The 13473-nt window shown below is 55.6% G+C and carries 9 protein-coding genes and 1 pseudogene; 4 read left to right on the forward strand and 6 right to left on the reverse strand.

Annotated elements, in window-relative coordinates; all coding sequences use genetic code 11:
- The first annotated feature begins 2 nt into the window (after positions 1-2).
- Positions 3-1427 (forward strand): DUF1501 domain-containing protein, encoded by a 1425-nt coding sequence (locus tag F1728_RS13210; RefSeq protein WP_155364494.1) that lies wholly within the window; start codon positions 3-5, stop codon positions 1425-1427.
- A gap of 21 nt (positions 1428-1448) precedes the next feature.
- On the opposite strand, the pseudogene nrdR reads toward F1728_RS13210, so the two are convergent.
- The 3 genes and pseudogenes from nrdR to F1728_RS13225 all read right to left on the reverse strand — a co-directional run bounded on the left by nrdR (position 1449) and on the right by F1728_RS13225 (position 3839).
- Positions 1449-1903, reverse strand: a pseudogene (nrdR, locus tag F1728_RS32580) (transcriptional regulator NrdR).
- Positions 1904-2084: 181 nt separating this feature from the next.
- Complete coding sequence (locus tag F1728_RS13220; RefSeq protein WP_155364495.1) at positions 2085-2267, reverse strand: hypothetical protein; 183 nt, start codon at positions 2265-2267, stop codon at positions 2085-2087.
- 18 nt (positions 2268-2285) lie between these two features.
- Positions 2286-3839 carry a sodium:solute symporter family protein gene (locus tag F1728_RS13225; protein WP_194242804.1) on the reverse strand — a complete coding sequence of 518 codons (1554 nt, stop codon included), beginning with the start codon at positions 3837-3839 and terminating at the stop codon, positions 2286-2288.
- A gap of 275 nt (positions 3840-4114) precedes the next feature.
- Here F1728_RS13225 and F1728_RS13230 point away from each other — a divergent pair, with 275 nt between their 5' ends.
- Positions 4115-4318: a small basic protein gene (locus F1728_RS13230; protein ID WP_145179948.1), complete on the forward strand. Its 204-nt coding sequence runs from the start codon at positions 4115-4117 to the stop codon at positions 4316-4318.
- A gap of 103 nt (positions 4319-4421) precedes the next feature.
- Positions 4422-6110 carry a GH3 auxin-responsive promoter family protein gene (locus F1728_RS13235; protein ID WP_155364497.1) on the forward strand — a complete coding sequence of 563 codons (1689 nt, stop codon included), beginning with the start codon at positions 4422-4424 and terminating at the stop codon, positions 6108-6110.
- 24 nt (positions 6111-6134) lie between these two features.
- Here F1728_RS13235 and F1728_RS13240 read toward each other — a convergent pair whose 3' ends face one another.
- A complete protein-coding gene (locus F1728_RS13240; protein WP_228030731.1) occupies positions 6135-9656 on the reverse strand; it encodes a PVC-type heme-binding CxxCH protein in 3522 nt (1173 codons plus the stop codon).
- A 236-nt stretch (positions 9657-9892) separates the two neighbouring features.
- On the opposite strand from F1728_RS13240, the gene F1728_RS13245 reads away from it, so the two are divergent.
- On the forward strand, positions 9893-10438 hold the full coding sequence (locus F1728_RS13245; RefSeq protein WP_155364499.1) for a GNAT family N-acetyltransferase: 546 nt from the start codon (positions 9893-9895) through the stop codon (positions 10436-10438).
- A 3-nt stretch (positions 10439-10441) separates the two neighbouring features.
- On the opposite strand, the gene F1728_RS13250 is transcribed toward F1728_RS13245, so the two are convergent.
- Together F1728_RS13250 and F1728_RS13255 are read right to left on the reverse strand one after the other, a co-directional pair.
- On the reverse strand, positions 10442-11869 hold the full coding sequence (locus tag F1728_RS13250; RefSeq protein ID WP_155364500.1) for a N,N-dimethylformamidase beta subunit family domain-containing protein: 1428 nt from the start codon (positions 11867-11869) through the stop codon (positions 10442-10444).
- A 134-nt stretch (positions 11870-12003) separates the two neighbouring features.
- A complete protein-coding gene (locus tag F1728_RS13255) occupies positions 12004-13170 on the reverse strand; it encodes an AraC family transcriptional regulator (protein ID WP_194242805.1) in 1167 nt (388 codons plus the stop codon).
- Positions 13171-13473 lie beyond the last annotated feature (303 nt).

The raw sequence follows: 13473 nt of genomic DNA on the forward strand, positions 1-13473 counted from the left end.
TCATGAACGAGCACATGCAACAACTGTTGAATTATACCCGTCGTGAATTCTTTCAACGGGCCGGCATGGGTGTCGGAGGAGCGGCTTTAACCACACTGCTCGCCAATGACCTGCTGGGAAACATCCCCACTGCCGTAAATCCGATGGCAGCCCGCGAATCGCATTTTACGCCCAAAGCAAAGAATGTGATCTTCCTGCACATGGTCGGTGCCCCTTCGCATCTCGATTTATACGACGCGAAACCGAAACTGCAGGAACTGGACGGCGAACTCGTTCCCGACAAACTCTGGGAAGGCCTGCGACTGGCGTTCATCCGCGAACAACCCAAACTGATGGGCAGCCCGTTTGCCTATCAGCGACAGGGAGAAGCAGGCATCCCCATCTCCGAGCTGATGCCCCATCTCGGGTCGGTCTCGGATGAACTCTGCATGATCCACTCACTCAAGACCGATCATTTCAATCATGCCCCCGCACAACTCTTCTTCCAGACCGGCTTCTCCCGCTTTGGACGGCCTTCACTGGGTTCGTGGGTCAACTACGGTCTCGGTTCGGAAAACAGTAATCTCCCCGGCTTTGTCGTACTGATCACCGGCAATGTCGCCGGTGCCGGCAACAGCCTGTGGGGCAGCGGCTTTCTGCCCAGCATTTACCAGGGGGTCGAATTCCGCTCTCAGGGGGACCCGGTGCTGTTCCTCTCGAATCCCAAAGGGATGACCGGTGAGGACCGCAAGCGGATCATCGACAGTGTGAACCATTTGAATAAAGTCCAGCTGGCGGATGTCGGCGATCCCGAAATCGCTACCCGCATCAACCAGTATGAAATGGCGTATCGCATGCAGACCGCGGTGCCTGAGCTGATGGATATTTCCAACGAACCCAAACACATCCACGAACAGTACGGCACCCAGCCCGGCAAAGCGAGCTTCGCCAACAACTGTCTGCTGGCAAGACGACTGGTGGAACGAGGCGTGCGGTTCGTGCAGTTGTTCGACCAGGGCTGGGACCATCACGGTAACCTGGTCAACGGGCTCAAGAATAAATGTAAGCAGGTCGATCAACCGATCGCGGCTCTGATTAAAGACCTCAAGCAGCGAGGCCTTCTCGATGACACGCTGGTCGTCTGGGGCGCGGAGTTCGGCCGCACTCCCATGGTTCAGGGAGATCGCAAGTCACCCGGTCGCGACCATCACAAGGATGCCTATACCGTCTGGATGGCAGGCGGCGGCGTCAAACGCGGATTCGCTTACGGCAAGACCGATGACATCGGCTTCAACGTGGCCGAAAAACCGATGCACGTGAATGATTTTCACGCAACCCTGCTGCATCTGCTGGGCATGGATCACGAACGGCTGACGTTCAAATTCCAGGGACTCGACATGCGGATCACCGGTGTAGCCGGCAACGTGGTTCCCGAAATCATCGCTTAGGCACCTAGGCCTGAAGCGAGCCTAATCGTCGGTTCGCAGCATGGGCTGGATTTCGGTCACGAAATCGTTGGCGTCGGTAAAGTTCCGATAGACTGAAGCAAAACGGACGAAAGCCACCTGGTCGACGTTCTTCAATTCCGTGGAGACCCGCTCGCCGATGAACCGCGAGGGGACTTCGCGATCGAAGTTCTCATAGATTTCGGCTTCGATCTGGGCCACAATCGATTCGATCTGATCGGGACTGACCGGGCGTTTGTAGCAGGCCGTCTCAATCCCCTTGACCATTTTCATCCGATCGAAGGGGACACGAGCCCCATCTTTCTTGACGACTTTGAGGGGGATTCTTCAATCTTTTCATAGGTCGTGAAGCGTTTGCCGCAGGCCAGACATTCACGCCTGCGGCGTACACTGAAAGGTTGACTCAAGCGCGAATCAATGACTTTCGTCTCACCATCACGACAAAAAGGGCACATCATGAGCGACGCGACTCCCAGCAGGAAACAGCAACAGCCCGTCTATTCAGCCATAAAAGCTCTACGGGTCTAGTTTAAAAAATAGCAGGATCGTAACTGATTCACCAGTCAATTGTTCAGAAAACCCGAATTTTTAGCCGTTTATAAACCGTGTCCTGGGTGTGGTTTCGCAGCACAAAGCGACTTATTCGATGGGACGATCCAGAATTTCTTCGTGCGCCTGTGATTCATTCACATCGGCCCGCAGGTCATTGAGTGTCGCTTTCAGTTCCGCTTTGACGCCACTCACGACGTAAACCAGTACGACCAGAAACGCGAGCCCACTGGTCAAGAGCAAGGCAGTCCAGATACTCATCCACAGGTACATAATCGTTTCTCTCTCAGTTTAAGCCGGATTGACGGAGACATTCGGACTGGTTTCAGCATGTCGATCGGGAATCAACAGTGAAAATACGATGTATGCCACGCTCGAAAACACAAACGTCAGCAGCGTCAGGTGTGTGCCATTTAAGCTGGTCGCAAAAAGTTTGTTGATCAGAACCACGCAGGGCCCCATCGCCAACAATCCTGACAGACCTCCCAGAATCGCCGCCAGTGCGCCGGCCCGGCTGCCCCGTTTCCAGTACAAACCACCGACCACCGTGGGAATCGCCCCCGACAGATACACGGCTCCCGTGACGGCCAGATAACCCCAGAGATCGCTGCTGACTTCGTACCAGAGCCCCCAGGTCAGAAGCATCGCCCCGATCACGAAGATCGAAATCCGTGTTGTCAGAATCCGGGAACGCTGGCTCATCGGCCCGGCGATGGGAGCAATAATATCCTGGGTAATCACGCCACTCCAGCAGAGCAGATAGCTGTCGTGGGTCGACATGAAGGCGGCAATCATGCCTGCTGTCACCAGCCCTAATAAGCCGGTCGGCACCACTTTCGCCAGAAACAGAGGCATCGCAGACAGCGAGGTAATCGAGGCGTTGGTTTCCACGGCCTGATGAAATTCCTGGAACAGTTCCGGCTGGGAAGCGAAAAATGCAAACGTCCCGATCCCCCAGAACACAGGCAGGGCACGTCGTGCCAGAAAGGAGATGGAACTCAGCGAATAGAGTTTCTGAGCGACTTCCGCACTCTGACAGGAGAGCGTACGGGCCGCGCTGGTTGGCCAGAGCAGAGCGGCCGAACCGATGACAATTGCCATCTGCACGATCTGCAGCCAACCGATGGGATTCCCGTTCCCCGAGTTATTCTCAGGATGGAAGGGGTCATAATAACCGTTCTGCTCGGTAACAATCGCCGAGAGTCCGTCCCAGCCGATCGACCAGAAGACTACACCAGTCACAATTACCATGCCGGTCCCCAGGATCAGGAACTGGATCAGGTCGGTGATCACCACCGAAACCATTCCCCCCAGCACCGTATAGAACAGCACCAGCAGCAACAGCCCCGTCATGATCAGTTTGAGGTACATCTCATCCTGCAGTCCGGAAACCGCGGTCAGAAACTGCGAGCCCGCTTTAAGGAACAGCCCCATGTTCAAGACGCCCGAGACGACCATCACCGTCGCCCCGACCACCCGCACCGACTGCGAGTACCGTTGTTCGTAATATTCGGGGATCGTCATGATCGAGGATTGTCGGAGCCGATAGACAACAAAGCCGGTCAGACCTATCAACAACACCGCTCCCGCCTCCAGAAAAGCGAGATACAGGGAGGCGTACTGCTGGGTAAAGCCGAGTTCGGCCATGTACATCACGGTTACGAGACCCAGTTCGGTCCCCGTCATCGTCGCCAGGGCCAGTCGAAGCCGTAATTTGCGGCCGGCAACCAGATAATCGGAGAGGTTTCCGACGTAACGATTGGCCCACAAACCAATTACGATTGATGAGAGCAGGTAACAGACGACGATGGACCAGTCCAACAAGGTGAAATTTGTATCGTACAAAGAAATGGTCTGGTCTCCCTCGATCCCGGTTTCAGGGCGAAATTTCAGAATTTCGCGAAAAACAGCTGAAAGGTTTCATTTAGCAGCGGTTGCAATCGTTGACATTTCCTTTTACCATATGTCGCTTCGCAAATCGTCGCGGGCAAATGTCCGTTTGACCAGCATGCTGCTAGAGCGCTTCTTGCGAATAAGACACCACTATGCCAGTTTTGACGGTCAATTTCCATAGTAAATGACCGTCTTCGAAATAACATCTATTCAGAGGGGATGACACCGTGTCACTCGACAAAAGTTTGAAGAGCAAAAGCTCGCTGACCCGTGCCCGCAACGTTTTGAAGCGTGCTGAACGTATTGAGAAATTGAAGTTCGAAGACCGCTGGGCCGATGGCCAGGGCGCCTTGGGTCTGCCCAAAGTCCGCGTCGAGAAAATCTCGATCGGCAAAAAGAAGAAAAAGAAGAAAGACGACGACGAAGATTAATCGTCCGGTTCCATCTGGCAGGAGGAGAGTTCTCTCTTCAGGCAGACTCTCCTCCACGTGGACCCTTTTCTGAGCGCAGAACATTTCGTCCGGGGAGCAAGGAATGCATGCCCTGTATGTGCTACGGGCTTTCGGGGGAACCTTCGTGCGACGACGCTATCGTCGTGCCGCTCATGAATTCCTCGCCTGCACCTCTGACTGTCGCTCGGTTCAACAGGCGACGCTGCAGCGCATTCTGCAGTTAAACGCTGCCAGCGATTTGAGCCGCCAGTACAACCTGGACGGTTCCTGCACGATTGCAGAGTTTCAATCCCGCTTCCCGGTTTCCGAATACGAATTCTTTCGCCCCTACATTGAACGCGTCAAACAGGGGGAAACCGCTGCGCTGCTGGGGCCAGAGAATCGCCTGCTGATGTTTACGCTCAGCAGCGGCACCACCACCGATTCCAAGTTCATCCCGATCACCGCCCCGTTCCTCAAAGACTATCGCCAGGGCTGGCAGAACTGGGGCATTCTGACCTATGACGATTTCGCGCCGCTGAAGTATCAGAACATCGTGCAGCTCACCAGCAACTTTGACAAGTTCCGCACACCTGGTGGCACTCCCTGCGGCAATATCAGCGGCCTGGTCGCAGCGATGCAGAGTCCCGTCGTGCAGTCGATGTATACCGTCCCCGGAGACGTGTCACGCATCGACGACCCGCAACTGAAATATTACACCGCCCTGCGACTCGCACTCGCCGACCGGCATGTGGGCATGCTTACCACCGCCAACCCCAGCACCCTGCTCCACCTGGCCCAGTTTGCTGACCAGGAAAAAGAATCGCTGGTACGCGATATTGCCGAGGGACGCCTGACGGGTGCCGCTCAGATGGACCTGCAGATCCTGGGCAAACTCAAACGTCGGCTGCAGCGAAAGAACCGAGGCCGCGCGCGGGAACTGGAACAGATCATCGAACGCACCGGACACCTTTATCCCCGCGATTTTTGGCCCGGACTCTCCGTGCTCGCAGTCTGGACGGGGGGCAGCGCCGGTGCTTACCTGTCACAGCTTAAACCGTACTATGGCGATCTGCCGGTCCGCGATCATGGTCTCTCGGCCAGCGAAGGACGCATGACGATTCCGCTCGACTCAGGCACCTCGAGCGGCGTTCTGGACATCACGTCGCACTTCTTCGAGTTCGTCCCCGAAGCGGAAGACCCGTTGAAGACCTCGCACATCCTGACTGCGGATCAACTGGAAGAGGGGCAGAACTATTATATCCTGCTGACCACCCCCTCGGGTCTCTATCGTTACCATATCTGTGACGTCGTGCGTTGCACCGGCTTTTATCAGTCCACTCCCCTGCTCGCGTTCCTTCACAAAGGCGCACACATCTCGAACCTGACCGGTGAAAAGATCACCGAGTCACAGGTCGTCGACGCCGTCCGTAGCGCAACACAGCAACATGCGCTGGAACTGGGACAATTCGCGGTGATTCCACAATGGGGCGAGCCCCCCTGTTATCAGCTCTTATTCGAAGCATCACCGATGCTCACGGATGAAACGCTCACGCGACTGCTCGCCGACTTCGATCAACGTCTGCAGGAAACCAACTGTGAATACGCCGAGAAGCGTCAGTCCGGACGACTGGCACCGCCGGTCCCCTGCCCGCTCAAGCCAGGCACCTGGCAGCGTTTCGCGACTGAACGTCAGCAGAAACCGGGAGGCAGCTTCGAACAGTACAAGCATCCCTGCCTGATTCCCCAGCTCGATTACGCGAGTGAACTCATCGCCCGGTTCTCTCCCTGAGGACTTCTGATCCGGACAGCTCGCTTATTTGAAAACCGGCTGACTGCTTCGCAGGAATCCGAACAGGTCCCGCAGTTCCTGGTCACTGAGTTTATCGAGCAGACCTTCGGGCATCAGGGACTTGGGCTGCTTGATCATCTCATCGATGTTCTCCCGCTTGATGGTTACGTTCTGACCATCGGCCCCGCGGATCACGACAATCTGTTTGTCCTGATCGTAGAGGAAGCCGGAAACCACCAGACCATCGTCGGTGATCACCAGGTACGTTTCAAAACCCTCGCGAATTTCCGCACTCGGATTCACCACGTGCATCAGCATCCGCAGGGAATCGTCGCGTTTGTACTGCGTCAACTCCGGTCCCACGCGTTTGCCTTCCCCGAACAGCATGTGACACTTGGCACAGTTCTGCTGGTACAGTTCCTTACCGCGATAAACGTCGCTGCTGCCCTGCTCCAGCACGCCTGAGATACGGGCAATGCTGGCCTGCATCTGCTGGTTCGATGCGCCCTGGATCTCTTTCCAGTGCCGACCTACGAGTTCTGTGATCTGCGGATCCTGGTGAATCGTCATCTTGCGAACCAGGTCTTCAGGAATCGCCTGCGCGTCCAGCTGTCCTGCTTCCACCGCAGCCAGCAAGTCGCGAGTCCATTCCTTCCGACTGACGAGCGTACTCAACGCGACTTCGCGGACGGATTCAGAAAAGTCCGGATAGCGTTTGAGAATCACCGCCGCGATGTCCGGCTGCTGATATTTCTGCAGCGCGACCAGCAATCCGGTCTGCAAATCGCTGTTTTTGGTACTGCTCAATAAAGACTGCATCACGGGCCGGGCCTGCGGTTCCTGCAGTTCACCCAGCACTTGAATATAGTCCAGCAGCTCAGCCTGATTCTTGCCTGGTGTTTTCAACGCGTCCAGTGCCGTCTGAATCGCGGCCTGATTTCCCAGCCGCATCTGCAGCGTCGTCGATCCGCCCCCCGCATCCGCCAGAGCTTTAACCAGTGCTTCAGGCAGCCCGGCCAGCGAACGACCCTTGAACGAGTTCTCGAAGCCGGTCATCAGCAGTTGGCGTGACTTCGCATCGGGAGCCAGCTCGAACAGTTTCGCACAGGTGACCAGATCCGTTCGGCTGCCTGCGGTCGCGTAGCGACGAATCAGTCGTTCCAGCAGTGCCGACTGCACCAGGGGACGCTCCCAGAACTGTTTGTCTTTAAACAAGGCGAGTACCTGTTCACGATCGGAAACCGACTTGGATTCCAGCGCCCACCAGAGCATCAGCGGCTGATGCGGATCGTCCACGTCTGCCTCATAACGGCTCAAGGCTTCGACCAGGGGCAGACAGATATCCGCAGGCAGGCGTCGAGCGGTTGCCGCCAGCTGACCACGGACTTCCGCATTCGGTTCGTTCCGCGCGGCCTCGATCAGTTGCTCACCAATGTGACTGGAGACCACTTTGTCGTCCCCCAGCAGACGCACCGTCCAGAAGCGGACCATGGGATAAGGATGTTTCAATGTCTCTTCTGCGACGGCATCGTCAAAGCCCTGCGAGAGATTCAACGCCCAGAATGCCTCCAGGGCAAGGTGTCCGTCGTTCTCTTTGATCCATTGTTTGAGTGTAGGAATCACGGACGCATCTTTACGGTCGCCCAGCAGTCGCAGCGCAGTGCGGCGGTGCCATTCGTTGGGATGTTTGAGCAGATCCAGCAGTTCCCGCGAACTCTTTTGACTCAAGTCCTCAATCTTACGGGGCGCCGCATCCTTACCGCGGAGGCGATAGACGCGGCCCGAATTGGGATCGATCTGTCCCTGGTAGTGCTGACCATGCGCGATGAATTCTTCGTAAAAGTCAGCGATGTAAACACCTCCGTCAGGTCCCGTGTAGATCGCCACCGGACGGAATCCCAGGTCGGTACTCTTTAATGGAAAGCCCACGTCTTCAGTCTGAAAGGAAGACCCCAGTTGATTCACTTGAGTGAGGACCAGATACTGGTGCAGCGGATCGACGGAAATCAACTTCCCTTTGAAACGCTCGGGGAGCGTGTCCCCCTCGTATTTCACCAGAGCGTGACTGAAGCGGGGCGTAGCGGCATGCTTCATGAAAGGCAGCAGACCAAAGGCATACGGGTTACTCACATCGCCATACTTCCGCTCGGTCCCCTTTTCGTAATAACCTCCCTGGACATAATAGAACCCGCGGGTGCCTCCGCCGTTATGGCCGGAATAAACACGGCCGTCGGCATCGACTTCCAGCCCGAAGGCATTACCGCCCCCTTCAGCGAAAAGTTCGTAACGCCCTGTTTCGGGATGATAGCGCCAGACCCCGGGTCCCTCACAGTAAATCGATTTCGCATCCGGCTTATCAGTATTCTTCAAATGCGAAACGAGGTTACTCCCCTGCACCATGTAGAGCCAGCCGTCTGGTCCCCACTGCAGACTGTTGGGCGCCGAGTGTGTATCGGACAGACCAAAGCCCCACAGGCGAACTTCCGGATCGCCATCGGGAATGTCGTCGTTGTCTTTGTCGGGATAAAACAGGAGGTAAGGTGGATTGAGGACCCAGATCCCGCCACGCCCTTTGACAACCGACGTCGCAATATTGAGATCGCCGGCAAAGACCTTGTGTGCATCGTACTTGCCGTCACCGTTGGTATCTTCATGAATTGTAATCCGGTCGTTACCCGGGAAGTGGTTGGGAGGCGGCGGGGAGACCCGGTCGAATTCCATTCGGTAATATTTATTCCGGCTCAACACCTTGAGTCCCGCGGGATAAGGATACTGGCGATACTGTACGACCCACATCCGCCCTCGTTCATCGAAACTCATAAACAATGGCTGCCCTACCAGAGGTTCGGTGAGCAACTGATCCACGGCCACATCGTCATCGGTTTCGAAAAGTGTCATCGACTTCTCGGGGGAGAGGCGTCGCCCCGGAGAAAGTTTGGCGGAGCGTTTGAGTGTCGAGGTGGCCGGGGTGAACTCATCGAAAGCGGCCTGAGCCGGCTTCTGCTCGCGGGCAGTCAGAGCCCATTTCACATCATCGCCCGGCAGGAATTCCCATTCCCCTTTGAGCACGCATTCCAGAAAGTAACCGGCCAGGATCGGAGGTGCGCCCCGGAAACCTCCCGGGCCTGCTTCGTTATAAACGCGGACCGAGATCGTATTGTACTTCCCCAGCTTGAGCGTTCCCGGCGGAACCTTGTAGCGCTGATAACTGTCGAAGCCACTTTCGAAGTTCGGAGGGAACTTTCCAATCTGACCGATGCGCGTCCCGTTGATATAGACTTCGTGAGCATCCGCCAGTTTTTCGATGGAGAGTGTCACCGAATCCCGCCAGAGGGGACGGGCATTCATGTCGGCCCAGTTGTTGGGAACTTTGACGTAGCAGCGATACCAGGCGAACCCGTCCAGGTCTGCATATTTCCCTGCCTGCTGGTCTTCCCAGGCTCCCGGAACCTTAATCAGAGAAGTTTCTCCATTAGATTCTTCCGCCGGAAGACAATTAGTACTGTAGAGGGTTAAAGTTACGAACATTGCCCCAAAAACAGACATTTTCATCTCTATGTACTCCAAGCGGAATGTGAGCCCTTGAGAGAGCGTGGCGATATTTAAATGATATTTATTTATTTGAACAGAAGGACGAGCGACTTTCAATATCGATAAAAAACGCACCCTGTTTTTGAAATAAAAGGGAATTGCCGGATATTTCTCCGTTACAAACCGGGTGTCTGCGTAGAGAGAGTACTACACGACTGAAACAACTTGATGAACTTGCAGGAACCAGAACAGTGGAAACGACTCGGCTGATTTTACGACGGTGGTGCGAGGATGATATCGCACCTTTCGTCGAGCTCAATAAAGACCCACGCGTCATGCAGTATTATCCGTCCACGCTGACTTCCGAGCAGAGCGTGCAGATGGTGGAAGAAATCCGAAAGCACTTCGAAGAGTACGGCTTCGGCTTATGGGCCGTCGAGATTAAAGACCAGACTTCCTTCGCCGGATTCATCGGCCTGACGGTTCCCCAGTTCACCGCGTTTTTTACGCCCTGCATCGAAATTCTCTGGCGACTGGCAACCCCCTACTGGAACCAGGGATACGCTACGGAAGGCGCACACGCCGTTCTCGACTTTGGCTTTGATGAATGCAACCTGAAACAGATCGTCTCATTCACGGTCCCCTCCAACATCGCTTCCCGCCGCGTGATGGAAAAAATCGGCATGTCGTATATCGACAACTTCGATCATCCCGGACTACCCGAGAACGATCCGCTGCAGCGGCATGTGCTCTACAGTATCACCCGTTCGGAACGGGATGGACTCCTGCCGAACTAATCATCACTTAGACAACCGGTCGAGGACGTTCCTGGTGATCTGCTGGACGATTGGATCTTTCCCGCGCAGGCCGTGTGCCCAGTCGGTGCTCCCCACCGTCAGCACGGTCCCGCCGTTGGTATACATACCCAGCACTGCGGCACCGACCCGGTCTTTCTCGAAGCGATCGTACCACAGGCTGTCACCGGGAGCCCATTTCGCCGGACAGGTCGCCAGGATCTGAAAGGTCTTCGGAGTGCCATCTTTATGGGTCGGCACAGGCAGACCGTCCTGCATCACAAACTGACAGCCGTCGCATTCGTAACCGACTATCGTATCTTTGCCCCCGAATTCGTCACCCTGCTTGATCCCCGTTTTCTCAAAGATCCAGTGCTCGGGACGATGCACGCGATAGGCAGCAGAACCATCCATGAACTGACCGTGGCTCTTATGATAGCCGCCGTACAGAAAGCCCACGCCTGTCAGTTGATTTTCCGGCCGGTTGACCAGGTGATGACTCCAGAGCGTGGTCAAGGTGCTATGATCGTCCGTCGGGAAAACAGGATCCTGGTTGTACCACTGTTTCCAGCAAGTCAGGGCGCGTCCGTCATCTTCACTCCGCACCTGCCAGCAGACCGAATTTCCACTGAAGAACGCGACATTGCCTCCCTGCTTAATGTACTGCTCCAGGTGATCGCGCATCGGCGCAGACCAGTATTCATCATGGCCCACACTGAGAACCAGTTTGTAATGCTGCAAAATTTCGGGATGAAATTCCAGATCGCTGTTGGCGGCGTAGTCCAGCTGGTACCCATTCTGTTCGGCCCAGGCGATGAACGGGTATTCCCAGTTCGAAAACTGACCGGCCAGCGGACGATCAAACGAGACGCGGTGCCCCTGCAGATGATCGCGACCATGGTAGCTATACAGGCTCGAGCCTCCCCAGTTGTTGTAAGCATTGTATGTGTTGGTCGAGAGTTGAATCAGGATTTTGGTTTGAGAGCCGGGCTGCTGGGGGCGGATAATGAAAAACAGGCTCGACTCAGCCGAACGGGAATTCCGCTGAATAAATTTACCACCCCCGTCGCGTACTGCCAGACGCACACTGTAATAACCACTGGCCCAGGAATCGGGAACCGTCAGCTCAAACGCCGCCGGCCAGTGACAGCCGTTCGACGAAGCATCTTCAGGCACGGGATGAGCGGCTCCGTTCTGACGCGTCTCTTTATAAACGGTTTTGTTCTCAGCTCCCAGGCGGGTGATCTCAATCGAATACTGCGGTTCGGAACTGTTGAGGTGAAACTGAATCTTCTCGCCGGGCTGATAGCTCAACTGATTCGTATAGCCTTCGATAAAAATCGAACCGGCATCGTCTTCCGCAGCAGTTACAGGCACCGCGAGCAGAGTGGTAAAAACCAGCAGCAGCCACACACGTGAGAACGTTGAAATCATGGTGATCTTCCTCAGACAGAACAGCGGGTATAAAACAGAGTTGTTGCTCTTCTTTGATCGTACCATCGGCGGTTCCCCATCGCCATCAAACCAGTGGTCAGATTCGCAAGGAATTGCCGACCGTCCGGAAACACTCAGCGCAGCGTATGACTCGACTGTCGATATTCCCGGGGCGACATGCCCATCTCGCGACCGAACATGCGAATCATCGCTTCCTGATGCTGAAAGCCACAGCGTTCCGCGATCTGCGAAATCGTCAGGTTGGTCTCCCTCAGCAGACGGGTAATCCGGTTCAACTTTGCCTGACGGATTTCACTGGCCGGCGAGCGATGCAGGGCCTTCTGAAAACGATGTTCCAGAATGCGACGCGAGACATTCAGCCGCTGCGTGAGATCGGTGACCTGCAGGGGAAGATGTGCCTGCTGACGAATCAGCTGGATCGCCTCGCGAACCAGATCGTCATCGGCGAACAGCGTATCCGTGGAAGCCCGCTCTTCGATGGACAGAGGAGGAATCAGCACCGGCGTCCTCGGCGCGGGCTGCCCCTGGATCATCTGATCCAGCAACTGTGCCGCGGCATGACCGACGACATGCGGCCCCTGGTTGATACAGGACAACGGAACCGGCGACAGCGCCGACATCAGCGGGTCGTGTTCGATGCTGAGGATCGCCACCTGGTCCGGGATTTCCAGATGATGATTCACGCAGACCGTTGCCACTTCGCGTCCCACCTTGCTCGACCAGACCAGCAACGCCACCGGCTTGGGCAGCTCCCGCAACCATTCTTTCAGTCGATGCTGCTGCTGTTCGTAGTCCGCTTCCTTCGTCAGTTCGTAATAAGGGAAGTCATAACAGACGCCCCCCGACTCGCTGACCGCCGATTCAAAATCGTGCTGAATAGTGGGAGGGTATTTCAAATTAGGGTCGGCACCAATATAGCCAAACGAACGAAAGCCCTTGTTAAGGAAGAAGTCCGCCGCCATGCGGGCACAGGCCCGTTCGTCTGAAACGACTTTCGGAATGCGGGTTGAATGCGTTCCCAGCCAGGAGACGTTCACCGCAGGCAGACGCCGACCGATGATCGACTGACGAATTCGTGCGTCCGTCAATCGACAGATGGTGCCGTGCCCGTGCCAGGAGGCGGGAATCTGCAACTGTTCTTTGAGTCCCCGGAATTCAATCCAGAAGTCCCAGCCCCCCTGCTCGAAAGCATAGTCAGCGATGCCCTGAATGATCTGGCGGCTCCAGTCGCTGGAGGTCTGGATCAGGAGTGCGATTTTTCGACGTTCAGGAAATCTCATCTTACGACTTCTACAGCAAACAGGGATTGGCGTTACCAGCGTTCTACGAACCGACACTCTGTCAGCTAATGTTAAAGAACCCGTGAAGCCCATGTAAATATTATCAATTTAACTGCGTATATTATCATTGTATTCTGCACTCTGATCCCGATACTTGGCAATACTTAACTTTAAGTTTGGCACACTGAAGTTTGACAGTGCCTGGTGGATAGAGTTCCTGTCTGCCCGCCAGGCCGCGAGCTTCCTGACCCTCACCCGATGGGAAACTCAAGCGACTCTCTCGTTCGGGCTTCACTGATAGCA

Source organism: Gimesia benthica (assembly GCF_009720525.1).
GTDB classification, from domain to species: Bacteria; Planctomycetota; Planctomycetia; order Planctomycetales; family Planctomycetaceae; genus Gimesia; species Gimesia benthica.